This window comes from Nostoc sp. NMS9, assembly GCF_017114995.1.
Lineage (GTDB): Bacteria > Cyanobacteriota > Cyanobacteriia > Cyanobacteriales > Nostocaceae > Nostoc.
The window spans coordinates 129,940-155,732 of record NZ_JABXKL010000092.1 but is presented as its reverse complement, the minus strand read 5'-3'; the positions used below and the strand labels follow the sequence as shown (position 1 = coordinate 155,732).

The following is a 25,793-nucleotide window of genomic DNA, read 5'->3' as shown; positions in this document are numbered from 1 at the left end:
TACAAATTCATAACTCTTTACTTTTTGTATTGTCTGTCGAAAAATGACAGATATTGGGAATACTAAAATAGCAGAGGCGATCGCCTTCGGAAAACTTCTTTTAAAACCTTGGTGTCGGTTCTAGCTTGCTTGGCGCTCTTGAAACCTAAGTTTTTAGCTCTAGAGCGGTAGTTCAGAAGTAAATTCTTTCAATTATGTAAGTAATTGGACATAAATAAAGGTAGATCCTAGTTACTATCATAAGCACTCAGGGAGAAAAAGCTACTGCTAGACTCGGTTAAGCTATGCGTAGACGTAGCTAAGACTGTTTGAATTTTGAATTACTTAATGATAGCTATTCTCATCAGATTTATTGGAGAATCTCAGTTTTGCAAAAATTTTTGTTAAATAATCTGAAAAGCAGTAACTTCAGCTTGTATCTAAGTAAGTATTATATATTTAAATCCATAATATGCAAGTAAGTCGGCGTTAAAAAATCAAAATACATGATAAAACATCAAATTAACGAACGGCTTATAAATTGGTTATTTTAACATTTTTACAAAATTAAATATACCAGTTGTTTATCATGCCGACTTACTTAGCTGGTTGATTTATAATTAGTCTATTTCTAGTAAAAAAACTATACTTAATTAAGCTCATGGTTTTTTTGAATTACAAAAAAATAGATTCAAAATTTTATAATTAATCTTTATCTATCCTGATTAATTATCAATGATTACTCAATATCTAATTTTAAATTTTATTTTACAAGCATTTTTAAATGTTCTATAATAGCGAAATCAGAGTATTATTTACATAAGTCAGAGTGACATAATTATGAGAGAACAAGTAAAAGTTATTAAGCTCAGTGGTAATTTGAACGCCACAACCTCACAAGACTTTCGACAAAATATCACTGATATTCTAGAAAGTGGTCCGAAAATTGTATTAGTTGATTTTAAAGATGTAACGTTTATGGATAGTTCAGGTTTAGGAGCTTTAGTATTAGCTTTTAAAACCTTGCGAGCAGCAGATGCCAAGCTTGTTCTCTGCTCTATTAATGAGCAAGTCAGGATATTATTTGAACTGACTAATATGGATAAAGTATTTGAAATCTTTCCCAGTCAAGATGCATTTAATCAGGTTTTAGTCTCTAATACGTAATTAATCAAACTTCATTTGCAAAATAGATAAATCATCATCAAAAGCATCTTTGGAGTTGAGAGCTATTAAATAACTGAGTACGCGATCGAGTTGGCTATCAACAGGATCTTGTAAGCTAACTAGTAGCTGAATAAAAGCATCCAAACTCCAAAGTGTGCCGTCTGATTTAGTTATTTCATAAGCACCATCACTAAAAATATAAAGGGTACTGAATTTTTCAATATTGCAAAACTCATCAACATATTTTGCCTCTGGAAACATGCCAACTGGCATACCAGGGGTTTTCAATAGTTTAACTTCAGACTTTCTTGGAGATATGCCAGTTACTAAAACTGCTGGTGGATGACCTGCACTAGCATAAATTAACTGGCGGTTGATTCGGTTGTAAACTCCGTACCAAATGGTAAAGTATTTATCATTTTGATAATTCATCTGAAAAGTGTCATTTAAAGCCTTCAATACATCACTAGGTTGATAGTAATCAAGACCTTTGAGCGCACGGGAACGCAACAGATTCAGCACTGAAACAGAGGGAAGAGTAGCTTTTAGTCCATGTCCGGCAGTATCGAGTAAGTAAATTGCTAGATAGTCATCATCGAGCCAATAGTAATCGAAACAGTCACCGCCGAGTTGTCGTGAAGGAATGAATCGGAAATTTATATTGAAAGGTTCAGTCATAGAAAGAGGTAGCAGCGATCGCACATATTCTGCTGCTTCTGACATTTCTGATTCTAGAAGCAACTTTTGAGCCTGCAAATCTCTACTCAACTGATGCAGGCGTAATCCTGCTCTTACCCTCGCTTGTAATTCGTTATGCTCAATAGGTTTAGAGATAAAATCATCAGCACCAGCGTCTAGACCTTTGACGCAATCGGCAACGGAATCTAAGGATGTTAATAAAATAAAGAATGTGGTAGAAAATTTGGGGTCTGTCTTAATGTGGTGGCAAACTTCCAGACCATTCAACCCCGGCATGATCCAATCACAAATAATTAGTGCTGGACGATAAGCTAGTGCCTTTTCTATTCCTTCCTCGCCGCTACTGGCAGTAACTACTTCATAACCCTGTTTTTCCAACATCCTTTTCAGGAGTATTTTTATTGAATAGTCGTCATCAATTATTAGTATTTGAAACATATAAATTTGTTGAAAACACTCATTAATAATTTTTTGTCAAAATAGAAAATAAAAATATGATATGAGCTAATAAGCTAGTAGTATCAATACAGAGATGCTGCTATAGCGCTTATCGTACCCTCCGGATACTGCTTCTCCGAAGGGGAGACGCTAGCGCGAACGGAGAACTTGTAGAGTAGCCGTTACGCGTCTATGTATGCAATAGACTTTGACTCCTCTCTCCTAAAAACAGACAGTACCCTACGTTGTAGCAACAGGCGTAAGGAGTTGAGGGTTTGGTCTTTATTAGACTCAAATGAGAAGCACTATAACTCATTTCTATTTACTCATCGAATTTACGACTGTTTAACAGTCATAAAATATTATGGCGCTCCCAAAGGATTTAGCCATAAAAGAATGTTGCTTTTTAACTGGTTTAAGTCGCGGTATGCTTCTTGCTTGAACCATTGCCCTAAAGCGTCAAAGGGGGTGAAAGATGTTCCCGTTTGCCATTTAATATCTTGACCTAAAGGTGTTGTATGATTTCCTGGTAACGTTTGCGCTGTCACCATCTCATCAAAACGTTCTTGTAAGATTTTGGTTAAAGCTGCTGATTGGTCGATGCTGTCATTACTAAATTTTATTAATAAATTGCGCCGGATATTGTAACGCTCTTGGACAAGCTTGTTAGTTTCCAAGGGTGAGGGGGTAAACTCGATTGCAAAAGTAGAATTGAATTGTTCCACTAGAGGGATAGCTTCTTTAGCGGCGTAGTTGTTGAAGGATATTAAAATATTGCCTGCACGTTCTACTTTAAAAAGGCTACCAATCAGCAAGTGGAGTTTACAGCCCATACTGTGTCCAACGCCATAGATGGGAAAGTAAAGCTTGCGTAATGCCCCAGAATCATGCAATCGTTCGAGGGTGCGGTCAAAGTTTAACAGCACGGATTTTGCGATCGCAGTATGATCCAATGTATTGACGAAAGGCGTAGCAATTACAACATAGCCTTTACTTGCCAGTTGTTCGAGTAACCAGCGGTAAGTGATGTGCGGTGCAGTGGCGACAAATGCACCTCCTAAAAAATGAACGATACCTATGGGATTTCGGGGAATGATTACCCAGTTTCCTCTAATTTCTTTCCAGTCCATGCGGATAAGTGATCGCTTTACGAATATTCTTTATGTTAGACCGGGGATTGCAACCGTGGGAAAGATTATGGAAAAAAGACATTGAGAATATCTGACTAGTAGATTGGAAGGCAACCCACCCAGCAACCTCTATGGATTTATCAGCAGCATCTACGCTTTCTCCAACTCTTACTGAGTACCAAGTGAATTCACGAGTGCTTTCTAAATTCCCATACAAAACTTAATTACGAATTACGAGTTAACTTAACGTTGAGTCTGTAATCTTTTCATCTCGTATTGTACATCTAATGCAATTTGTAATGCTTCATTGAGTAACCTTCCATGCTCAGTAGCCTCCTCTGTTACTTGCATAGCTGTTAAAGTTGCTAAATTGTTGACAAATAGTTCTGTATTACTCAAGATAAAATTCTTATTCTCTCTCAAAATCCTTTCTGTCTTCAAAGCGCGAACTAAATCAGCTTTGGTGAGTTTAAGTGCTTCGATTACATCCTCTCTTTCCTTTATAATCACTTCTGGATTCCCAGCTTCTTCTATTTGGTCATTGATATCTATAACTCTAATAACAGTATTATATCTATTAACCTCATTTAACAGGATTTGCAGAGATTTTGTCATATTGGCTTTAACAAGCTTACTTCTACTTCTCCAGATAAAATATAAGGCGCTTTGCGTCAGACCACCAACCCAAAGCCCTAAGAAAATTAATAATATCCAAGATGGGATTGTTATCCACGTAACAAATATTTTAATAATTACATCAAATAAAATATAGACGAAAATAAATGTAGAAAATCCAATAAAAACTACAGTCGCTCCTTCAGAGCTTTTAAGTTTTTGTATATATATATATGCTAATCTCTTGAGAGAATTTGTAATGATTAAAAGTTCCCCGTTGACAGGTAGATTAGTCAGCTTTTGCAGATCGTCCTGACTAATTTCCAAGCCCTGTAAATCATCCCGCACAGCTTTTAAACCCTTGCCAGAATAGTTATTTAATCTAATATAGCAATCAAATTTCTAGAATGCTGGCATTTTGTCTAAACTTTTTCAGGTAAGTTAATACTTATAAGCAATGCCAGTAATTTTTGTACAATATGATACTTTTTTGCCAAGATAACTATTTACAGCATAATTCAGAATTTAGAAGTAAAACACGCTTTAAACCTGGGTAAGATACTTAGTTTGTGTACCTCATAAACTTGAAATCTGCTGTATACTATAGCAATCCTAAATTATTCGTGAGAATTGCTATGTAATAATCAGGATAAAAAAACAAATTAATTGCCTGTAAATAGAATTACAAGGCAACAGGTTATTGTTCTGGCAAAAGGTCATTTAATAATGGAAAAGTCCGTTTTTGCGGACTTTATTTGTTTAGTTATAAATAATCGTGTCTCAGTCGTTACATTAACTTCGCTTTGGAGAAGACTGTTTCTGTTTTGAAACACCAGGCTGAGGGTTTAAAAATGGGGGTATAGGACAGTCTAACGTCATGGCGATCGCTCTGAGTAAATCTGCTTCTGAAGGAGTAACTTTGTTATCTAATAGTACCGTGTGGGCGCAAGCATCAACAATAGCCTGTTTGAGTTTGGGAGTGGCAAGACGCAGGCGCTCAATACTTTTCTTTAGTTCAGTAAAATTACAACTTAATGGTATTTCTGGTTTTTCTTGCTCTCCGGCTTTGGGAAGTCGAAAAACTCCAGAACGAAAAGCATAGGCGATGTCTTCAGTAGACGCATCAGGTTGGGAGTGTCCGACACGGGCAATTACGGACAATACTAATAGACTATCTGGCCAAATCTGTTCGATGGAGGTGAATTCTACCGTTGTAGTAGATGTGGGATTTATACAAGGTTGAAGACGATGCCACAGTATTAACTGCAACACAAAATGCCACAGTGATAAACTTTCGGTAGCTACAACTAAACTGTGAACGCATTTGCATAGCCTTTGGCATTCTTTGGCAGAATTTTGGCGCAATATAGGCACTGCCAAATCCACAAGTGGTAAGCGAATTCTGGGATCTAATTGGCTAATTTCGCTACTTAGTTGTAGAGTTTTGTCTACCAAATCAGCAGGCTGCACCTCGCGTAACCAAGCAATTTGACGTTCTTGAATTTGGAGATTTTCCGTATCTAACGCTAGCGCCAAAGCGATGGCCATTGCACTTTGTTGCTCCCGCGCACCCAAACGCAGGGATTCTGGTAACTGCGATAACAGCGCTTGAGCATGGGCAAAATGCTCTGGTGTCACGCTTCCAACTTGGTTTACAACCTGTTCTGGCGTGGCGTTGTCACCACCAGCAAAACCCATTGTTAGGGATTCCTGAGAAGGAGAACGCATCTGATTGCGAGATGGCATTGCTGCTAAATTGCTGACGCTCAAACCTCCAACGCGGCGGATACGTTCTGCTAAGGGTGGGTGGGTAGAAAACATATTTTCCCAGAAAGAAGGGTTAAGGGCATTGCCAAAAAACATGTGGCTAGCGGCTTCTGCACCCGGCGATATTAACCGTGAATCCATCTGTTGGAGTTTTTGAAAGACTCCGGTAAGTCCGTTGGGGTTGCGAGTGAACTGTACAGCTGAAGCATCAGCGAGAAATTCGCGTTGGCGAGAGACGGCGGCTTTAATCAAGCGTCCGCAAAGTAATCCGATACCGCCAATTGCCATTAGTGCCAAGCCAAAAGCCCAGATAGGTAAACCCTTGTCTTCCTTTCCGAAACGGAAGCTACCGCGAATTCGCCAGAGTAATTCCCCGGTTAAATAAATGAACAAAATCCCATGCAGTAGTCCCACCAAACGCAAATTTAGCTGCATATCTCCATTGAGAATATGACTGAATTCGTGGCCAATGACTCCTTGTAACTCATCCCGACTCAAGTATTCCAAAGTTCCACGGGTAACTCCAATTACAGCATCATTGGGCGTAAATCCGGCAGCAAAGGCATTAATGCCGGTTTCTCTGTCGAGCAGATAAACTTGTGGGACAGAAATACCAGAAGCGATCGCCATTTCCTCGACAATATTTAATAGTTGTCGCCCTTGTTCATCGGCCATTTCTGGTAGCAGGAGTCTTCCCCCCAACTCTTGGGCAATTACGCTTCCGCCCTGCCGGAGACAGGCAATTTTGTACAAACTTCCCACTGCGATCGCAATTATTGTAATCCCAGCCACATAGAGAAATAACCCTGGATGCCACCAAACACGAGGAGCCATGCGAAACAGAAATAAACTGGCAATATAAATTGCCATAATCATGACTGCGATCGACAGGGAAAATAACCCGATTAATTGTTGCGTATTTTGGCGTGCCCGATCCTGATGTTCAAAGAAATTCATAGACACCTAAAAAGACACGCGTGGAGCATTTCTTATTTCTGGAGTAGCTTCAGGGAGCAATTCTGCAACAGTAAAGTTAAATGTATTTGCCACAAGGTTGCTAGGGAAAGATTCGCTTTTGGTGTTGTAAAGTGTCACCGCGTCATTAAAAGCCTGACGTGCAAAAGCAATCCGGTTTTCAGTGGAAGATAGTTCTTCCATTACCTGAGTCATGGCGCGATCGGCTTTCAATTCTGGATAAGATTCTGAAAGTACCATCAACCGACTTAACGCACCCGTCAGCGCCCCTTCAGCATTGCCCAACTGTTGCATCGCTTGGGGATCTCCAGGATTTTGGGCAGCGCGACTACTAGCATTAATTGCAGAATTTCGGGCGGCAATAACTGCTTCTAAGGTTTCTCGCTCATGTTTCATATACCCTTTGGCAGTTTCCACCAAGTTTGGAATTAAATCATAGCGGCGCTGTAATTGAACATCGATTTGAGAGTAAGCATTTTTGTAACGGTTGCGATACTTAACTAAATCGTTGTAGCTATTAATGATAATTACAGCAACAATGGCAACTAAAGCAACAGCAAATATTAAAAGCCCCATATTTTTAGATTATTTCCATCAGATACTTACTTTTTTGCAGATTTACCAATCACGGTAATCCTTATATCCAGCAGAATTTATGTGGATATAAAGATGAGTCTACTTGTAGCAAGTTGGCTTCGTCGTCTGTAAAATTAGTTACGCAATTTTACTGGTGTAGGATTTTTTAAATAACCGCAGAGGCACAGAGACAAGTAATTTCCAACAATTCCAAACTATTTCTGAACTTTATCATCTCTCTTTTCTCTCTGTACCCTACGCCTCTGTGGTCGATTAAAAATCGTAGCTAGATACAGCAGATTTCAAGTTGGAGAGGTAGACAAGCTAAGTCTGTTACCCAGATATAAAGCGTGTTTTAATTCAGAATTCAGAATTCTGCTGTATCTCACTCATGAATCTGAATAAATAGAGAATAACCACTGACAGCAAAAATAAAAAGGATGGCGGCAGGAAAAATTATTACATCCCTGACAATAAATAAAATCCAATCTTTTCTTAGTTCTTGTTTAAACTTGAGTTCTCGCAGTTTTCGCTCAAGTTCTAAGTCTTCTTGTGACTGCAAGTTTACAGGTGGCAAAATTAGCGGATTGTCACCTTTGCTGGCAATTATTTTTGATAAGTCTGTTATATCTGTCATGCTGTTTAGATACCAATAATTTCAGTTTCAGGATTTTGGTTATCATCTGCAACCGAGATAGGTTTGCCTTTTTGCTTGGTTTCTATAGTTACTTATAGGGGTAAATATAGCGAAGCTGTCATGAAGTGCAAACTAAATAGTTTAGTTTAGTTAGAGTTTGGAACCATAATATTGCCGGAAGGGCGTTCAAGAGATGTTTCCAGTTGACCGGAGGCAAGCGGATCCCCACTCGCGCTTGGAAAGTAATCGAATGGAAAACATTCAATCATTGTCACAATATAAGGTATCACAGCTTATCCCCACTCGCACTTGGAAAGTAATCGAATGGAAACTAAAGGAGAACGAATTCTCCGTTGGGATTGCGCTTGATGTCGAAGCAGAAACAAATGTATTACTTTCAGTAATATCACATGTAGATACGGTTTTAATCATGGGAATAAAAATTGGTGGAAGAAAGTTACCATTGAGCGAAAATGCTATACATTCAATAAGACGGGTTAAAAAAGAACTCGCTTTACTAAATAAAAATATTGAAGTTGGCATTGATGGAGGAGTGAATATATATACATTCGATATGCTATAAAACTTAACTGATTATATTATCGTCGGAGGTCTATTGTTTAATGATGCGAATCTTTCACATAAATGGAATCAATTTGGCTATAGCATGTTATTAAATACTCCTATGTTAACTCATGTAAAACAGTATAAAGGAGTCTTATGAAACCACTAACAACTAACGAAGGTTTATCTCAACTTGATAAACTACTGTTGAACAAACATAGAGAGGCAACAGGTAAAAGTTTAATGATAGGTATTGCAGGACCTGTTGCAAGTGGAAAGTCTAGATTTTGCAAAATTTTTACAGAAACAGCTCCAGACCTGTTAGAAATGGATTTAGTTTATCTTCCTTTCGACTATTGGATTAATAAGGATAATTTAAATTCTAAAACATATGCAGAAAGGTTCTTCCTAGATGATTTATCATTAGCACTAAAAAGTATCAAATCTGAGACAGGTTGGTTTTGTCCAAGGTATGACCTATCAAAAAACATCAGAAATGACGAAGGTTATAAAAAATATTTAGTACCAGAGCAAGTTGTCGAGTGGTTTAGAAGAAAATTCACTAAACTAAGTGAAGAATGTCCATTTAGTCACGCACCTGGGAGTAAAGAACTCTATTATGAATTAGAAACAAACAGAATTTATAGTTTCTTCATCCCGAAAGCAAATAGTCTTTATGTTATTGACGGTACAATGGTGTACTTCTATGGAGATGACTATAAATTATATGATGCAACAATCTATGTTTACGGGGAGTGGGCAACTAGAATTTCTCGAATGATCAGGAGATACAATAGAAAAGAAGTATTTGGTCAAACTATCTTAACAGAAAAAGAATATGTGAGGTTTTTAGTAAATGAGGCCAGGGCATGTGCTGATGAAGAGATATTAACACAAAAGGGGAAAAGCACCTTCGTAATTAAGAGTTCTACAGAAACTGTTTCTAACTTACTCGATTTATATTGTCTTAAGCAAAATATAAATAAAGACGAAAACATTAAAGAAGTGTATTGCCTAGATGAAGTTCAGCTCAATGAGCAAATCGACGAAGCATACAAACATTTCTCGACAATAAACGACTTAGAAACATTAAAAACACTTAGAACTGAATTAAAACATTTGATATTAAGCAAGCATTTATTAAAAGTTGATAATATTGATGAGGTATTCACCAAAGTAGATCAAGTGCTTTCATTCAAATAATATGCAAGAATTGATAGTTATAGTTACGGAATATATTGAAAAAACCTTGGGAAGAAACGGGCTTAAAGTAATGAATTTAATACCATAATGCCTTTACTGTGTCCCTAAACAGCACATAGAAATGTGTTTACTCAATACTTCAAAAGCCAATCATATTAAGCTTTATATGCTAAACTAAACCGTTTAGTTTGCATTTCGTGACAGCTTCGCTATATTTGCCCCTTATAGTAGTGCGTAGGCATCGTTTTTAACAGCATGTCAATATGTTGCGCCAGATTATTTAGTGTTTCATAAATTTCTGGCGATAAATCTAAATTTATTTAAATTCATTAGGTTTTTGCTTGTGTAGTTATTTCTATTTTAGCCACACTTAACCAGGTTTTGGGTTCATCAATCAAATCCAATACTTCTTGTTTAACCACTTTTGAACAAAAAATATCTAGTAGTCTGTCAAGAACTAATTGACGGATAAATTTCCTGTAGAGACGGCGATTTATCGCGTCTTTCTAACCGTCAAAATGAATTTGACAGACTACTAGTACAGCACGGCAGAAATAAACAGACCATTCCAAATGGCGCAAAAGCCGAAAATACAATTCTTTTGACTTTTGACTTTTGACTTTTGCACAGCGGTACTAGAGTATCCTGGCATCGCTCAGGACAATTTAGCGAAAAAAGAGCCAGAGAACTAACTCTCTGGCTCAAAGCTGGAGACAAAAGAATCATCAAATAAAGGCTAACTTGGGTAAGAACCTAAATTCTTCCCAGGTTATGCAGCCCTAAGATAGTACCCACTCCTAAGATATGACCAAAGGCAGTAGTTGCTAAAAGGGCTGGTAAACCAAAATTACCAAAGAAATTGGCTGAGGGTAGTTTTGGTTCTGCGTTGGGATACTTGATGGTAGATTTGCCAAAGGCAATGGCAACGATATTAGCAATAATCATAATCAGTCCAACTGTAGGACTCCATTGCAGAGGTGTGGTTGCAGCAGCGAGTAAGGTTGAAGTCAACACCTAGATTTGCTCCTGAAATTTATTAATGGTTGAAAACATAATCTGAAACTTTCCGAAGCAAATTCAAGAAATTACCCGATTTTGCATCAATATTTAACAGTTATTCTTACTACTTAATACAATATGAGTTCAACGCGGTGAGCTGATTGTGGTAAGTAGTTTGAATTTCAATGTCTGAAACAAGCAATTTGTTAGTATTAATTTATACTTCCAGCAGGATTCAGGAGTAAAATACGCTTTATACCTGGGTAACAGATTTAACTTGTGTACCTCACCAACTTGAAATCTGCTGTAGATAAAAGTGATTCCGATAAAATTATGTCAATGTATCTATAGAAATCTATGCAAGAGTTATGAACAAAATGCTCCCCGACTTTTTGAAGGATAGAGCTGAAGTCAGAAATTTAAAGAGCGGATTCACCTTTCGGTAGATTTAGACAGAATCATCAAAACTGTATATTTGAATGGAATAACACATAATTTGCCACAAAACCTCATGCTAAATCAGTAATTTCCAGATCAACAGATGAAATTTTGATTGAATTCTAGTTAATTTGTTCCTTAAGTTCCTCAAAAGCCATGACATCCCCTGAGCCTCAAACTGATTTTGGAGAAAAAGCTCCACAAACGTCATTTGAGCCACCTTCTGGAAAACGGCGGTGGCTTTGGTTGAGTTTAGCCGCACTCCTATTGTTATGGGGCGGAGCAACTCTAGTTTGGCGTTTACTCACTCCGCAAAATTCAGCACCTTCAAATGCTAACGCTCAACCTCAAGGGGTAAGAGTCAAAATATCAACAGTACAAAGCGGCATAATTGAGGAAAGTTCAGATTTTATTGCTAGTCTAAAATCCCTGCGCTCAGTCACGCTCCAGCCGAGGATTCAGGGTCAAGTTACCCAGATACTTGTAAAATCGGGAGATCCAATCGTTGAAGGAGCGGCAATTCTCCAAGTAGATCCTACGCCACAGGCAGCGATCGCTAGGAATAATAATGTACCTCAAGCATTTTTAGTGCAACTGGCAAATGCCCGTGCCACACTCAAATCTTTAGAAACAGAACGACCATCCTACGTTGCGAATGTGCAATTGTACCAGCAAAACTACGAAAAGTTTGTTAGCCTAGCCGAACAAGGAGCCGTGTCTCGACAGACTAGCAATCAGTTTGCTAATCGGCTTGCCAATGCTAAGACTAGTCTGGATGCAATAGATTCCAGGATTCAAGCACAACGAGCCACCATTTTGCAGGCTGAAAAATCCTTGCAGCAATCTAATGTAAATACTCAAACACAACAGCCACAGCCTGACAAAATTACCGCTCCCTTTAGTGGCACAGTTGGCAACATCCCTGTGAAAGTCGGTGATTTAGTTAATAATTCTACACCATTAGTTAATATCACCCAAAATCGACCTTTAGAAGTGAATATCTCTGTACCACTACAGCAAGGGCCCCAATTGCGTAAGGGTATGCTAGTAGAGGTGATGAACACACAAGGTCAAAAACTTGGTAGAAGTAGGATATTTTTTATTGCACCTAATGCCAGCAATGAAACACAAACGATATTGATTAAAGCACTTTTTGACAACACTAACGGTCAGCTACGTGCAGATCAATTGGTGAGGACTAGAGTATTCTGGAATCAGCGCCCCGGAGTTTTAATTCCCACAACAGCAATGACTCGTGTAGGCGGGGACACTTTTGTTTATGTAGTTGAAACAGAGACATCTCCCCAAGGTGTATCCCAACAAGTAGCTCGGCAAAGGCGAGTCAAGCTAGGCGAGATCAAAGGTAATAATTACCAAGTTATTGAAGGATTACAGCCAGAAGATAAAGTTATTATTTCAGGGTTGCTCAATCTCAGGGATGGTGTTGCGATCGTTCCAGAATTTTAATTAAGGGAAGTAGAGAGGAGGAGCAAGGGAGAAGTCTCAATCTTGTCTCCTACCAATTATTCACCCAAGAACATTACTATAGCGATCGCTCTTTGTTGGAGAACTTGTAAAGTAGTCTTTAGGTGTCTATCTATGCAATACACTCTGAACTCACTTCCATTCTTTTCTCCTAGCATTCATGACATTTTAAGATATAACTCGTTTTGTCAATAGTGATTACGCTGTAGAATTATCTATGCTATCGAGTATCTAATTAAGCTTTATACTAAATTTTAAGGCAAGGATGAACGATACTTTTAAATATTTGTAGGCGTAGCTAGTCTTGTCTATGAGACGCTATGCAAAGACATCACAGGCTGGAAATTTGCGTTTGTAACTTCGATTTTTACCAAGCCCTGTTGGGGCGGGTGTAGGGGTGTAGGGATGTAGGGGGGGAAAAACTAGCCAACCACCCGCATCGTCAAAAGCCCTGCCCCTTGGAGCAACCGTGTTGTCCGGGGTTTCAATCCCCGTCTAACATCTTACACCCTTAAACCCTTAAACCCTTAGACCCCTAATGAATAAGTTTAATCACTATTACTTATTGACAAATGGTTAATGACCTTAACCTGTCACCAATGAGTAAAAGTAAGCAATTACTTGATTACGTAACAGAGGTAAACAATTATGTCAGTGAAAATCATCCAGTCTCAGTGTGGTTTAGTTTTAACTTGTTTACTTGGACAGATAATGTTGTTGGCTGCGCCAGTACAAGCTGGAGTGGAGGGCAAAAGTTATAATGTTAATTTTAAGGCAAGTCAGGGAGATGATTTTACTGCTTGTTTTGAATTTAACGCCAATGGTAGCAGCCTACGCTTTGTTGGGCTAGACGCTACTTATGGGCTAGACGCTACTTATAGCCGTACAAATCTAGGTCGGGATCAGGGAAATTGGCAAGCAGTGACAAATCCAACTTCAGAAGAAAGTATCGCACTTAGCGGTAAAGTAAGACGAGACTCTGTTCCAGATCAGAGGATAAGTGGTAATGCTATCAATTCCAAGGGCACTACTTATACATTTAATGGAACACTCTTATCTGGAGAAATATGTCCACAGTTTTTGATTCAAGGGGAAGGTCAAGAAAATCCCTTCTTCAGATAATTAATCTATGCAGATTTGCTCGACCAGATGAGCTTTTGGTTAACGAAGACAGACAATTTATAAAAGATGTTTAAGACTATGGTCAATACAATACCTGTGTCATCAGCACTTAAATTCTGTCAAGTTCGGTAGGGCGTAGTTTACTGTCGTAGGCATCGCGTTTAGCTCAAAGAATACTCAGAAATTCAATTTAGCTCAACATATTCAACAATATTCGTCAAGCCTAGCAAATCTTAATCTGCTGTGAAGATGTCGCCAATAGGCCACGTATCCTCACTTTTTGCAAAGTATTTTCATTTCTCCCGCCTGAGAGTTACTTAAATTCGCTGGCGGGATTTTAGCTGGAATCAAGTCGACAGTTTTAGCAGCGATCGCTAAATTTAACCTTGGAACAGTACTGTAAGAGCAGATAATCACTTTAGTTAACCAAAATAAAACTCGATTAATCTATGGCATCAATAGCCGGAAAAGTTGCAATTATTACTGGTGCATCGCGGGGAATTGGACGAGCGATCGCACTAAAATTAGCTGGTAACGGCGCATCTATTGTCGTCAACTATGCGGGTAATGCAGGCAAAGCACAAGAAGTTGTTGCAGAAATTGAAAAGTTAGGAGTAGAGGCGATCGCTATTCAAGCTGATATTAGCAAAGTATCCGACATCGAACGGTTATTTAAGCAAACACTTGAGCGCTTTGGTAAAGTCGATATTTTGGTCAATAATGCCGGAATCGCCTTCTATAAACCAATTACTGAGGTTACAGAAGAAGATTTCGACGCGATTTTTGCCATTAACGTCAAAGGCACTTTTTTTGCTTGTCAACAAGCCGTACAACATATATCAGAAGGCGGACGGATTATCAACTTTTCCTCATCAACTACGGCGATGATGCTGCCAACTTATAGTGCCTATGTCGCAACCAAGGGTGCTGTTGAACAAATCACACGGGTACTAGCTAAAGAATTGGGTGCAAAAGCGATCGCAGTTAACGTTATTTCTCCTGGCCCCACCGATACAGAATTGTTTCGAGAAGGCAAAACACAAGAACAGATAGACAGGTTGTCCCAAATGGCTGCGTTTGGCAAACTGGGAGATGTGCAAGAAATCGCTGATGTAGTAGCATTTCTCGCTAGCGACGAAGCCAGATGGATCACTGGGCAAAATATTCGTGTCAACGGTGGAATCGCGTGAGGAAAAGCTCTCCTGATAAAAGCGATATTCCCGGTTTCAAAACCTCAGCCAGTAATGTGCAATGCCGTAATAGAAATTTAAGCCATGAATTCCAATATCAATCTTTTCACACCAGTTCAGGTTGGCCCTTATACCTTACCAAACCGGATTGTAATGGCACCGATGACACGTTTGCGGGCAATTGCAAGCATCCCCAACTCGCTGATGGCAACTTACTACACCCAACGCGCTAGTGCGGGGCTGATCGTTACTGAATGTACAATGGTTTCACCTCTGAGTTTAGGATACATTAACTGCCCAGGAATTTACTCAGAAGAACAAGTGGCAGGATGGCGGTTGATAACTAATGCAGTACATGAACAAGGGGGCAGAATTTTTTTGCAACTTTGGCATTCTGGGAGAGTTTCTCACTCAGCTTTACTTGGTGGAGAGTTGCCAGTTGCCCCTAGTGCGATCGCTGGGATTGGCTCACTCCACACACCCATAGGTAAAGTATCGTTGGAAACTCCCCGCGCTTTAAAAACCCCAGAAATTTTCGAGATTGTCGAGCAATTCCGCAAAGGTGCCGAAAATGCTTTGGCAGCTGGTTTTGATGGGATTGAACTTCACGGTGCATTTGGCTATTTAATCGACCAATTCCTCCAAGATGGCTCAAACCAGCGCACAGATGAGTATGGCGGTTCAATAGAAAAGCGTAGCCGATTCCTCTTAGAAGTTGTGGAAGCAGTCGCTAGCGTTTGGGGTGCAAACCGGGTTGGTATCAAACTTTCGCCAAGTAACACTTTTTATGGAATGCATGACTCCAACCCTCAAGAAACTTTTGGTTATGCAATCAATGCTCTTAACCCCTTTGGACTTGCCTATCTTCACCTGATGGAACCGAACGAAGTCGATTTAGCAAACCGCGAAGTCATGAACCCCGTTACACCCTACTTCCGCCAAATATTCCAAGGTACTTTGATTACCAATGGTGGCTATGATCGCCCAACAGGAGATAGTATTCTTACCAGTAGCAATGCAGATTTAGTTTCTTTTGGCAAGTTATATCTTGCTAATCCTGACTTACCAAAACGCTTAGAACTTAACGCACATTTGAACACCCCAGATCCAAAAACATTTTATGCCTCTGACGCCACAGGATACACTGACTACCCATTTTTAAAACTTCAGACCACTTAAAGGAATCACAGTCATCTCTAAATCAAAAATATAATTTGTCAATGCAGCATGATTTCCGATCCGGTTGCTGGCGATTCTGATTCGGGAATTGTACCTGGTACACCTTTTGAAGAAATTCCTGAAAACTGGGAATGTCCGATTTGCAGTGCTAGCAAAAAAACTTTTAAACCATTTGAGGGAAAAGTTGCAGCTTCAGACGACAATCAATTAGACACTCTTTTTTAGCACATAAACGCGAAGCATCTTAAGAGATACTTCGCGTTCTTGATTATTTATACACAGGGTAGGATCATGCATTCACCAGAAGATAACAGCCAATTTGAACGACAGAAACCAGTTTATCTAGAGCTAAATTTTCAGATTATTTGTGCAGTTGTACTAATTGCTGTTATCGGAGTTTCTAGTGTGACTCCGGCTTTTCCTAAGCTAGCTAAAGATTTAAATATTAACCCGAAAAATTTGGGTTTATTGATTACAGCATTTACATTACCATCTCTTATTTTAGGGCCAATTATTGGTATTCTTGCCGATAGATTGGGCAGAAAGAGAATTATCGTTCCTTCACTATTTATATTTGGCATAGCTGGTACTGCTTGCGCCTTCGCCCGCGATTTTAATTTATTACTATGGTTGCGTTTGCTACAAGGGATCGGTGCTGCTTCTTTGCTTTCTTTGAGTATCACCTTAATTGGCGATTTATACACCGGAGATAGACGGACTACAGCAATGGGTTACAATGCCAGTATTAGCAGCGTCGGTACATCAAGTTATCCAATAATCGGTGGCGCATTAGCAACAATGGGCTGGTATTATCCTTTCATGCTGCCCATATTAGCTATTCCTCTTGGGTTGTTGGTGTTGTTTGCACTTAAGAATCCCGAACCAAAAGGCGATCGCAACCTCCAAGAGTATTTGAGCAATGCCGTAAAAGTTCTGAAAAATCGTCAGCTATTTGGAATTTTTATTGCCAGTGCTGCTAACTTTGTTTTCCTTTATGGTGCTTATGTCACATATTTACCACAGTTAATTAACGATACCTTTAAAGCACCCCCTACGATTATTGGATTGCTACTTTCTAGTGTTTCTGTGGCAATTACGATCACAGCTTCCCAGTTAGGTAGATTAGCGAGAAGATTTCCTGCCACAAGTTTAATTAGTGCATCTTATGTTTTTTATGCTTTAGCGATGTTAATAGTCCCCTTTGTATCAAACATCTGGTTACTATTAATTCCTAGTACAATTTTTGGGATTGGACTTGGTATTGGTTTTCCTAGCATCCAAACGCTGTTAGCAGATTTAGCACCAAGAGAATATTTGGCGACAATTATATCGGTAAACGGGACATTCTATGGATTAGGACAAACATTAGGGCCGTTACTGATGGGTTATGCTTTTGGTTTTGGCGGAATTAGTAGTGTGTTTTATGCCGCGACTGGTTTTGCCGTTTTGATATTTTTTGTGTTTAGGTATTGCACTTGTAGGTAATTCGTAATTCGTTTAAGAAGTGAGAGTCTTTTCAATGCGACGGTCAGGGATAAGCCAGATGATCGCAACTAAAACGTATAATGCACAGGCAAGCCATGAGTTCACAAAGGCAAGTGGAATTGCCACAGCATAGAATACCACCGATATCTTTTCCTTAAAGTTTCCAGTGACTGCGATCGCTAGAGTCGAATCCTTGCCGTGGTAAGAAATCAGGGTGCGGGTAAGGATGAAGTAAGCGATCGCAGCCAACAACAACACCGTACCATAAAGGGCAACTGGCATGGCGGCAAAGTGATTCTCGCCCATCCAGCCAGTAACGAAGGGGATTAGGGACAACCAAAACAGCAGATGCAGATTAGCCCAAAGGATAGGGCCATTAACGTGGCGGACTGCTTGTAGTAAATGATGGTGATTGTTCCAATAGATACCAATATAGATAAAACTCAGCACATAGCTCAGAAATACCGGGAGCAGTGGACGTAATGCGGCTAAATCGAATCCATGCGGCACTTTGATTTCTAGCACCATAATGGTGATGATGATGGCAATCACCCCATCGCTGAATGCTTCTAATCTCCCTTTTCCCATGTACGCATTCCTTTTCAGGGTAACTGAAAGTTTAGGTTTAAAAACCCTTCATGCAGATGAAGGGCTAATCGCATCAGGACAGAGGAATTATTTTACACAATTCTTGGAACAGTAGGTTAACTACTTTACTCATCAGCTTTCCTTGGATGTGTTTACCACCTAGCAGCTTTTCACCCTGTTCAGTGACGTTAGCTTTGAGTGAGTCACGGTAGTTAATCAACTCCTTGGTTAGGTCATTGCTTGGCAGTCTTCCAGTTTCTACGCCAGTTAGAACATACTGCCACAGGCTGATCCGGCATAGGGATGAACCGCTAGCTTTTTCAACAAGTCCATCCCCCGACTGTTCCAGAACAGTACCCATTCCTAACCTCATTTTGAAAGTGTCGCGGCTGCGGTTGCGTTTAATTCGTTTGGTATCGCCGGCTAAACGTCGGACTGTGGTTTGTCCGTCTTTGCGATCGCGCTCCGTTTTCTTGACTTCGCGGACTTCGTACTCAATAACGGGCCTGCCATTGACACCGAGGAACGACTCAAAGGGGTAAATTCGAGTCAGCAGCCGCGATCGCACTCGCAACCCAAAACCGAATTTGTCAAATACAGTCATGTATGACTTGAATGCTGACTCAGACAACATTTCGCTGATTCTTGCTTCCAAGCGCCCTTCGTAGAGCGAGATATCGCACATCCATTCGGCGTGTAGTTCCAAAATGGGGTCAATTTCAATCCCGTAATCGCGGGCAATGGATATTTTATAGCGATTTTCGATCCGGGTTTTCCCGGCGGGCGAAATTTCGAGCCTTTTAGCCAACCATGCCCACAGAGGGGGTAAAAATCCCGCAGTGGAAACGCTCTTGCTGTGAGCGACCTCTGGGAATTGCCAAGCGAGAAGCTGCCTTGCGTAATTCACGATCGGCGATTGAACGCGGTTGAGATGTTCAAGCTGCTGGCACAGATCCCGGAGTTCGTCGATTGGTTCGGGACGGTGCATGAGAAAGTATCTTAGATTCAACTCCCCAGTTTCCAGCTGGTGATCTGGATCGTGACCGTAAGCAGCCATTGCTAAAGCGTCAGCAGGGTCACTTTTGTTCGGGAGGTTTTTACCACCTCGGTAACGTCTGAGTTCGACGTGACCGACCCAGAGGATTTTGATTTCTAACTTATTAAGGATGGACGCCCACAGTCTTGAATAATGGTTTCCGGTTGGTTCAAGAATGGCATAATCTGGCTTGATTTCTGCTAGATAATCGGCAAAGTCAAAAGCTGATTTTTGCTTTTTCTTAGCATCAGGATTGGAGTAAAAAGCCGGATATAAACTTGATGCTTTATTTCTGGTTTTATTCCAATATGCTTGTAATCCACCCTTGGGATATTGTGTTAAAATATGGCAAGTTACGCTTGATTTACTAACATCAATACCCAAAATAGTTAATTCTATTGTCATGGTTCTGCGTTGCTAAATGGTGGATTTCAAGGACTGGCATCCTTTGAGTAGCCCGAACTTAATAGCGCACGAATCACCCTAACGCCCCACACTTGAGGGGCGCGATTCAGGAGTAAACGCATTCGGGGAATTAATTAGAGAATTGCCGCGCATGAAAAGGAGAACACCTCACATTCGGGGCGCAATTCTATTTGAACGCCGCACTTTCTCTAGTTAAGTTGCTGATTGCTTTGGACACAATCCGCGACTCTGGCAGCAATGCCAGAGTTTCGGCTAGTGTGTCAGCTAGCCATCATCAGGCGTTTAATAATCCTCATCATCTTCGTCATAATTGTCGTCTTCCTCATCTTCGGTTTGCGTGACAACTTCAGACTCAACAGTGACAGCAGTAAGCAAATTTCTGAACTGAGGCATTGAAGGAGCAGCGGGATTTAAACCTTGGGCTTTTAAAAATTCAGCCGTCGCATCCCATTCTTTACGTAATGTATTGAGCTTCTTCTCTAATTCAGTGCATTCGCGCCAAATTTTATTCCTCTCATCGTAAAGGTCTTCAGCTTTTTTCCCGACAATTCTTTTAGCTCTTTCTCGTAACTCTTCTACAGTTGATTCAATAGATTCTGTTTCATCTAATTCAACTGAAAAGCCGATTCGCTCGTTGCTGTAACTACCAATTGAAATTAGAAAGTGTGCATGGATTGTTTTAATTTTCATCTTTGATATACCTAAGAGAAAGCTCTACGATTTTTTAATCGGTGATTGCCAGGGCGTTCAGCTAATAGTGTGACTGCTTCTTCCCAAGCAGCGATTAGACTTGCAATATCTTCACCGAAGAATGTTTGCTTGTCTCCGTTCTGCCAGGTTACAACGGCAGTGCGGCTGGGTAAGTCTTCAAACTGGATTTGGCGGATTTGGGCTAGGTTAATCCAACCAGCGGCTGGTAATTTGCAACTAAACACGGATGGTGTGTTGATTATGGTGTGCATTTTGGTAAACTAACGTTGGTATTGATCTGTGGCGATCGCGTTCTTGGTAGGGAGGCGTTCGCCTAAAAAATTTCAGCTAAAATCCGTCGGGGATATCATCTGGGTTTGGCTCATCCTTGATTTTTCCGAGTCTTTGGAGTTCATTTTTTAAATTCTCAACCTCTACCTTGAGGGCCGTTAATTCTTTCTTCCTGTCTCTGATTTCTTTATCAAGTAGGTTGTGTATATGCTCCTCATGAATTTGGCGCTCAACACTTTCTATAAGTGTCTGTGTTGCATATTCATGACTTTCATACTCATCAGGTATTACGGCAGTTTTCTCTAGTCGTGCCGAATTGTAATCGCCAAGATTTAGAACTCTTTGGTAAGTGATAGTTGTTACTTGCATTTGCTGAAAATGTGTTATTTTTGACTTGTACAAGTTTGAAGTGTTTGGGTAGATAAATTCATGAGCGATCGCAATTTTCAACCAGACTGCAATCGCAATTGAATTAACCTACAGTCCAAACTCTGTGAGGCGGTTGCGGAAAACCACTTCAATCGGGTCTGAGGATAGTTTTCTCATCATTTGGTAGTAGCTATCCGCATCGTTGCGTTTTCTAAATTGGGATAAAATAACCCAATTGCATGGCGTTGCTTCTTTGACAACGATCCAATCAAAAAGCTGTTGTCGATAAGTCATGGGTAAATGCTGTTGATAAATTAGGTTGGGTAGTTCTCTTTCAAAAAAGTGTGTAATTCCTCATCAGAAAATTGATGAAACTTTTGTTGTCCAATATCCAGGTAGTTCACTCGGTGAACAATTGCCGGTTGTCCTGTGTGTTTTGCTAAATCCTCTGTGACGAGGGCATAAGCGACAACCAAATATGACAGAAAGTCATTGTCAAGCAATACATCAGATTTGTGTTGTTTAATCTGCATAATTTAAATTTGATTACAAGAAAAACCAGTCAACCAATCAGCGATTGACTGATTTTTTGTGGAACAATCTACTTTTGGCTCATATAAATGAAAGTTATTTCATAGGCATATTCCTCTTACAAAAATAGTTAAGTTTGAGGGCGCGGTGATGAAGAGTTAGCCGTGCCCTTAATAATTAGGCGGCCATTACCATCGCGCTCGATCACCAAGTCGGCGCGGGGTGCAATTGACAAATTGCGAATTTTGCGCTGTACCCTTTTTTTAGCGATCGCTGGTAATTCTGATGGCAATAACTCCTGATGAAAATCTTCCTCAATGCCACGCGCCAAGCCAGGACGGGAACGATAAATCATCCCGTGGGCATCGTCAAGCAGTTGGGTGAGGGTTTTAACCTGACATTTCAACTGTTCAATTTCTTTTTCTAGTTGGCGAATCCGTTTTTTTCGTGTTACATATTTTCCTTTCTCAGTCATATAAAAAAGTGCGACCGGTCGCAGGTTTGCGCGAAATTCATAAGAAACTGTGAGCAATTGCATAACCACACGGTGATTTGCAATTTCGCGATCGTGCATCTGTGCGTGAGCCATTACCTACACGCCTGCCTCTGCGGGATTTTCACCCAGGTCTTAATTTCCACAGCCCACCGTGTCACCACGTCGGCAAATCGCCCATTGGTAACTGTGGAATGCCTTACTAAGGTCTTTTACAGATTGCGGCCGCATACAAATGCACGTCACCAGCTTTTATCTAAGCCGCGACTTGTATAGACAAACACTTTAGGTATCAACTCACTTACTTCACCACTTACGGGACACTGGTAGCCTGAAACACCCTTCATCAGCTTTCAACGGCTATTACACAAAGTGCTAATTTTCCCGGATTTGGCATTTGCTACTGAGATGAGACACTTTAGGTGAAACCAGTCAAAATACCTGTCCCTTACCGAGTCAGTTACGTCGGGCTGGTTTCGTGTTGTCTTTCAAGTCTCATTATGAGACCTCAAGCTGAATGTGTCAACTAGAGGCATCAAATTGAGACATATATGGTTACAATGGAATCAAGAAATCGAAAACAAAAGCAGGAGAGTGATTCACCTTTGGACACTCTGAGGATAGAACGAACCAAACTAACTCAGGATGAGCTGGCAATGCGTTGTGGTATTCCACGAGCGACTTATCAGCGCTGGATATCGGGTAAAACTGAAGCGAGGCTCACCATGTCTCAACTCAAAAACTTATGCCGCGAACTAAACATAGATCGCATAGATGAATTACCCAGCGACTTTGGGCCACCAAAGCGATCGCCCAACTCCGAAACCTAAAAACTCGCCACAGTGCTTGTCATAGCAATGTGGCGCGACGAAATCACTAACCTAATTATGACAGAATTCGACAACGGAGCGGCCCCCAGGCAGCTGACATTGTTCTTGGTGGAGTCAGTTGCAACGGCTCCCCCCTTCTCCCCTGGTCCCCCTTGGGAAAAAACCTATCGCTCCTGGCGCGGTGAATTTCAGATCATTGCTAGCAGGCAGCAGCGCAAAAAAACAGAATATGACATTGCAATTGAGATTTACGATCCACAAGGGCAGTGGCAGCAGCTGGTAGAGATTACCACTCAATCCCTCGATGTCGCACTACAGGAATTTCATGATACAGTTGACCACACTTTTAACCGTAGTGGTGTAAAACCGCTTGCCCCAGAGAATAAGACCGCTTTGGGGCATTCTTTTGGAGATGTGGAGGAAGTTGGTGACTGCGATCGCTGGAATCCAGCAGACTTTGGAGAAGTGCCGTTTCAGACCGACGGCAACCAAGTCACAATTTTCTGGGACAGCGACGAGCCACCAGACCCAGATGATTTTTTAAATCTGACCGAATTTAAGCAAGCTTGGAGCGAGTGGGAATCAGCCCGCGTTCTGGAACGGGATACACAGGCAGTTCAACTAGTAAGTAGTCACTCGCAGAAATCCGGGGGCGATGTCTACGACGGGCTACGCCTACGCCCGTCTCTTGTTCTGGAACGTGATACCAAAAATCCTGTTCCAGAACAAAAAACCCCAGGATTCGGGGACTATACCGATGTTCCAGAACACATTTTACCCGTTCCAGAACATCTTCACTGGGTAGAAAAGTACTGCCCTTCCAACCGCAAAGACAATCATTATTACCGATATTGCTGGAAGACCGGCACCAAGATTAAGCATCGGCACATCAGCGGGGGGAATGTGCGATCGCAGTTAGCCCAAAGTAGGAAGGAGGAAGTTGAGATTGCGATCGCGGATGGGCAGCCGCCAAGTGAGATCGAAAAGTTGATTCACTCCTGGCGCTCTTAACTCCTAACTCCCCATTCCCCATTCCCCAATGCCCAATAACTAATGACTAACGATTGAAAAAATGGCAGATATATCAGCCTATCCCCTAAGTTGGGCGACCATCTACCCCAGAACTCCAAAGCACCAACGCAAGGAGGCACGGTTTGAAGTCAGCTTTAGTGTTGCGCGCGATCAACTGCTTCACGAGCTCTCATTATTGGATGCATTCGCTGTGGTTATTTCTAGCAACGTACAGCTAAAGCGGGATGGTCTGCCTTATGCAAATTTTAAAGAACCAGACGATCCAGGGGTTGCAGTCTATTTCCGAATTAAAAAGAAAAACTACGTGCTCTGCTGCGATCGCTGGCTGTTGGTCAAAGATAATTTGAGAGCAATTGGCTTGCACTGTGCAGCGATGCGGGGAATGCAGCGCTGGGGTGTGGGCAACGTCGAGCAAGCATTTATAGGGTATCAAGCGCTACCACAGGCTAACGAGCTGCATGAAAAATGGTGGAGTGTGCTTGGTGTCAGACCTAGCGCCTCCTTCGACGAAATAAAACTTGCCTACCGCAAACTAGCTAGGCAACATCATCCAGATAATGGAGGAACAGAAGAACAAATGGCCGCAATCAACACTGCCTATGAACAAGCAAAGATTACTCAAGCAAAAATTACTGGTAAAGAAAAGTGATTGAGCCAATAAGATAAATGCGCGATCGCGGATGGACTAGCCCCGGTGGAAATTGAAAAGTTGATTCACTCCTGGCGCTCTTAACTCCTAACTCCCCATTCCCCATTCCCCAATGCCCAGCACCCAATGCCCAATGCCTAATGACAAATGACTTTTGACTTTTGACTTTTGACAAATGGTTATTCCTTATCATCGTCATCGTCATCAGCAGAGATGACGACATTCACACAGTCAGACCCAGCCTCAAAACCGATGATGGTAAACATTTCACCATAGGCATCTGTCAGACAAATATGTGCATTACTGGGAAAGTCTTGTAATTCTTGAATCAGTTCTTCTACAGTCAGTTCTTTAGTTGCAGTAGACATATTTCTCTCCGATTTAAAAATGCGATCGCCTTGTGAGTAAATGTGAGCGATCGCAGTTTGTACTGAAACATAATATCTATTCGCTTCACCACCTTATCCGCCCCGGTTGCGGTTTGTCATCGAAGAAGATTTCGATTTGGAGGAATAAGAGGTTGGGGTTCATAGAGTTGCGATCGCATTTTTCATATCGTCTTCACTAACCTCGATGTATGCCGAAAGTACCTTTAAATCAGCGTGACCAGTAATTTTTTTAATCATCGCCAAGTTGATACCCTTGTTCGCCAGATTGGTGATGAAGCTGCGGCGGGTACTGTGAGTGCTGATTCCTTTAGCTGATAATCCAGCTTTGTCAACCGCAGCCCGTAAAATTGCATCTGCCCACCTCAAGGTGATGGGTTTGTCTTCTTCACGATTAGGAAACAGCCAGACAGAATCTGATTCTGGCTTGTATGTAAGCAGTATTTCCCTGAGAACTGGATGTACTGGTACTTGTCGATTTTTACGGGCTGATTGTGCTTTGCGCTTACTGTTGGGTTTAGCCTTGCGCGTTCTGGCTCGAAAATTGATATACTCACGTGCGTTACCATCGTCAGTGTAAACATCGGCTACTCGCAGCTGAACCAAAGCACCCCAGCGCTCACCTGTGTACCAAGCTAAGTCAAAAAGCAACTTGTATTTGCGGCTCCTGATCTGTGTGCGGATTTTTGAGCATTCCGCATAAGTCAAAACAGCCGCTTGACCTTCTCTATCATTTTTCATTCGAGCTATTCTGTTCTGTTAACTGTTCCGGTTTAACCATTGAGGGTGGTAAAACCGGAATATTTCTCTTTTTAGCTAATAGC

28 protein-coding genes and 1 pseudogene are annotated in these 25,793 nt (G+C 40.9%); 12 read left to right on the top strand and 17 right to left on the bottom strand.

Going from position 1 to position 25,793, the window contains the following annotated elements:
• Positions 1 to 819: 819 nt before the first annotated feature.
• A complete protein-coding gene (locus tag HWQ40_RS31110) occupies positions 820 to 1,146 on the top strand; it encodes an STAS domain-containing protein (RefSeq protein ID WP_292785712.1) in 327 nt (108 codons plus the stop codon).
• On the opposite strand, the gene HWQ40_RS31105 is transcribed toward HWQ40_RS31110, so the two are convergent.
• From HWQ40_RS31105 to HWQ40_RS31080, 6 genes are all read right to left on the bottom strand, one after another.
• Positions 1,147 to 2,283 (bottom strand): SpoIIE family protein phosphatase, encoded by a 1,137-nt coding sequence (locus HWQ40_RS31105; protein ID WP_292785711.1) that lies wholly within the window; start codon positions 2,281 to 2,283, stop codon positions 1,147 to 1,149. It abuts the gene before it with no gap.
• Between the two features lie 362 nt (positions 2,284 to 2,645).
• A complete protein-coding gene (locus HWQ40_RS31100) occupies positions 2,646 to 3,413 on the bottom strand; it encodes a DUF1350 family protein (protein WP_292785710.1) in 768 nt (255 codons plus the stop codon).
• 243 nt (positions 3,414 to 3,656) lie between these two features.
• Entirely contained in the window at positions 3,657 to 4,376 is a 720-nt protein-coding gene (locus HWQ40_RS31095; protein ID WP_292785709.1) for a hypothetical protein, read from the bottom strand.
• Between the two features lie 444 nt (positions 4,377 to 4,820).
• Positions 4,821 to 6,752, bottom strand: a complete 1,932-nt coding sequence (locus HWQ40_RS31090) for a M48 family metallopeptidase (RefSeq protein ID WP_292785708.1) — start codon at positions 6,750 to 6,752, stop codon at positions 4,821 to 4,823.
• Between the two features lie 6 nt (positions 6,753 to 6,758).
• Positions 6,759 to 7,346: a LemA family protein gene (locus tag HWQ40_RS31085; protein ID WP_094352341.1), complete on the bottom strand. Its 588-nt coding sequence runs from the start codon at positions 7,344 to 7,346 to the stop codon at positions 6,759 to 6,761.
• Between the two features lie 385 nt (positions 7,347 to 7,731).
• Entirely contained in the window at positions 7,732 to 7,983 is a 252-nt protein-coding gene (locus HWQ40_RS31080; protein ID WP_292785707.1) for a hypothetical protein, read from the bottom strand.
• A gap of 250 nt (positions 7,984 to 8,233) precedes the next feature.
• Here HWQ40_RS31080 and HWQ40_RS31075 point away from each other — a divergent pair, with 250 nt between their 5' ends.
• Together HWQ40_RS31075 and HWQ40_RS31070 are read left to right on the top strand one after the other, a co-directional pair.
• The gene (locus HWQ40_RS31075) at positions 8,234 to 8,566 is read left to right on the top strand and encodes a hypothetical protein (RefSeq protein WP_292785706.1); all 333 of its coding nucleotides are present in this window, start codon (positions 8,234 to 8,236) and stop codon (positions 8,564 to 8,566) included.
• Between the two features lie 137 nt (positions 8,567 to 8,703).
• Positions 8,704 to 9,750, top strand: coding sequence for a hypothetical protein (locus tag HWQ40_RS31070; protein WP_292785705.1), 1,047 nt, complete (start codon positions 8,704 to 8,706; stop codon positions 9,748 to 9,750).
• A gap of 753 nt (positions 9,751 to 10,503) precedes the next feature.
• Here HWQ40_RS31070 and psaK read toward each other — a convergent pair.
• Positions 10,504 to 10,764: a photosystem I reaction center subunit PsaK gene (gene psaK, locus HWQ40_RS31065; protein ID WP_292785704.1), complete on the bottom strand. Its 261-nt coding sequence runs from the start codon at positions 10,762 to 10,764 to the stop codon at positions 10,504 to 10,506.
• A 579-nt stretch (positions 10,765 to 11,343) separates the two neighbouring features.
• Here psaK and HWQ40_RS31060 point away from each other — a divergent pair.
• From HWQ40_RS31060 to HWQ40_RS31035, 6 genes and pseudogenes are all read left to right on the top strand, one after another.
• Complete coding sequence (locus HWQ40_RS31060; RefSeq protein WP_292785703.1) at positions 11,344 to 12,654, top strand: efflux RND transporter periplasmic adaptor subunit; 1,311 nt, start codon at positions 11,344 to 11,346, stop codon at positions 12,652 to 12,654.
• Positions 12,655 to 13,320: 666 nt separating this feature from the next.
• Positions 13,321 to 13,794 carry a hypothetical protein gene (locus HWQ40_RS31055; protein WP_292785702.1) on the top strand — a complete coding sequence of 158 codons (474 nt, stop codon included), beginning with the start codon at positions 13,321 to 13,323 and terminating at the stop codon, positions 13,792 to 13,794.
• Between the two features lie 449 nt (positions 13,795 to 14,243).
• The gene (locus HWQ40_RS31050; RefSeq protein WP_292785701.1) at positions 14,244 to 14,984 is read left to right on the top strand and encodes an SDR family oxidoreductase; all 741 of its coding nucleotides are present in this window, start codon (positions 14,244 to 14,246) and stop codon (positions 14,982 to 14,984) included.
• Positions 14,985 to 15,068: 84 nt separating this feature from the next.
• Complete coding sequence (locus HWQ40_RS31045) at positions 15,069 to 16,163, top strand: alkene reductase (RefSeq protein WP_292785700.1); 1,095 nt, start codon at positions 15,069 to 15,071, stop codon at positions 16,161 to 16,163.
• 33 nt (positions 16,164 to 16,196) lie between these two features.
• Positions 16,197 to 16,388 (top strand): annotated as a pseudogene (locus HWQ40_RS31040) (rubredoxin); the annotation flags it as partial.
• A 66-nt stretch (positions 16,389 to 16,454) separates the two neighbouring features.
• Complete coding sequence (locus HWQ40_RS31035; RefSeq protein ID WP_292785699.1) at positions 16,455 to 17,648, top strand: MFS transporter; 1,194 nt, start codon at positions 16,455 to 16,457, stop codon at positions 17,646 to 17,648.
• Between the two features lie 12 nt (positions 17,649 to 17,660).
• Here the strand turns inward: HWQ40_RS31035 and HWQ40_RS31030 are convergent, their stop codons facing one another.
• The 8 genes from HWQ40_RS31030 to HWQ40_RS30995 form a co-directional block, all read right to left on the bottom strand.
• Entirely contained in the window at positions 17,661 to 18,236 is a 576-nt protein-coding gene (locus HWQ40_RS31030) for a TMEM175 family protein (protein WP_292785698.1), read from the bottom strand.
• Between the two features lie 73 nt (positions 18,237 to 18,309).
• Entirely contained in the window at positions 18,310 to 19,677 is a 1,368-nt protein-coding gene (locus tag HWQ40_RS31025; RefSeq protein ID WP_292785697.1) for a transposase, read from the bottom strand.
• A 303-nt stretch (positions 19,678 to 19,980) separates the two neighbouring features.
• On the bottom strand, positions 19,981 to 20,388 hold the full coding sequence (locus HWQ40_RS31020; RefSeq protein WP_292785696.1) for a hypothetical protein: 408 nt from the start codon (positions 20,386 to 20,388) through the stop codon (positions 19,981 to 19,983).
• A gap of 11 nt (positions 20,389 to 20,399) precedes the next feature.
• A complete protein-coding gene (locus HWQ40_RS31015; protein WP_292785695.1) occupies positions 20,400 to 20,660 on the bottom strand; it encodes a hypothetical protein in 261 nt (86 codons plus the stop codon).
• Positions 20,661 to 20,736: 76 nt separating this feature from the next.
• Complete coding sequence (locus tag HWQ40_RS31010) at positions 20,737 to 21,129, bottom strand: hypothetical protein (protein ID WP_292785694.1); 393 nt, start codon at positions 21,127 to 21,129, stop codon at positions 20,737 to 20,739.
• Between the two features lie 27 nt (positions 21,130 to 21,156).
• The gene (locus HWQ40_RS31005; RefSeq protein ID WP_292785693.1) at positions 21,157 to 21,342 is read right to left on the bottom strand and encodes a hypothetical protein; all 186 of its coding nucleotides are present in this window, start codon (positions 21,340 to 21,342) and stop codon (positions 21,157 to 21,159) included.
• Between the two features lie 20 nt (positions 21,343 to 21,362).
• The gene (locus HWQ40_RS31000) at positions 21,363 to 21,581 is read right to left on the bottom strand and encodes a hypothetical protein (protein ID WP_292785692.1); all 219 of its coding nucleotides are present in this window, start codon (positions 21,579 to 21,581) and stop codon (positions 21,363 to 21,365) included.
• Between the two features lie 128 nt (positions 21,582 to 21,709).
• Positions 21,710 to 22,168 carry a hypothetical protein gene (locus HWQ40_RS30995; RefSeq protein WP_292785691.1) on the bottom strand — a complete coding sequence of 153 codons (459 nt, stop codon included), beginning with the start codon at positions 22,166 to 22,168 and terminating at the stop codon, positions 21,710 to 21,712.
• Between the two features lie 464 nt (positions 22,169 to 22,632).
• Here HWQ40_RS30995 and HWQ40_RS30990 point away from each other — a divergent pair, with 464 nt between their 5' ends.
• From HWQ40_RS30990 to HWQ40_RS30980, 3 genes are all read left to right on the top strand, one after another.
• Positions 22,633 to 22,902 (top strand): helix-turn-helix transcriptional regulator, encoded by a 270-nt coding sequence (locus tag HWQ40_RS30990; RefSeq protein ID WP_292785690.1) that lies wholly within the window; start codon positions 22,633 to 22,635, stop codon positions 22,900 to 22,902.
• Between the two features lie 27 nt (positions 22,903 to 22,929).
• The gene (locus HWQ40_RS30985) at positions 22,930 to 23,913 is read left to right on the top strand and encodes a hypothetical protein (protein WP_292785689.1); all 984 of its coding nucleotides are present in this window, start codon (positions 22,930 to 22,932) and stop codon (positions 23,911 to 23,913) included.
• A gap of 61 nt (positions 23,914 to 23,974) precedes the next feature.
• Positions 23,975 to 24,583 carry a J domain-containing protein gene (locus tag HWQ40_RS30980; RefSeq protein ID WP_292785688.1) on the top strand — a complete coding sequence of 203 codons (609 nt, stop codon included), beginning with the start codon at positions 23,975 to 23,977 and terminating at the stop codon, positions 24,581 to 24,583.
• A 179-nt stretch (positions 24,584 to 24,762) separates the two neighbouring features.
• Here HWQ40_RS30980 and HWQ40_RS30975 read toward each other — a convergent pair whose 3' ends face one another.
• Positions 24,763 to 24,951, bottom strand: coding sequence for a hypothetical protein (locus HWQ40_RS30975; protein WP_292785687.1), 189 nt, complete (start codon positions 24,949 to 24,951; stop codon positions 24,763 to 24,765).
• Positions 24,952 to 25,110: 159 nt separating this feature from the next.
• Positions 25,111 to 25,710 carry a site-specific integrase gene (locus HWQ40_RS30970; RefSeq protein WP_292785686.1) on the bottom strand — a complete coding sequence of 200 codons (600 nt, stop codon included), beginning with the start codon at positions 25,708 to 25,710 and terminating at the stop codon, positions 25,111 to 25,113.
• Between the last annotated feature and the right edge of the window lie 83 nt (positions 25,711 to 25,793).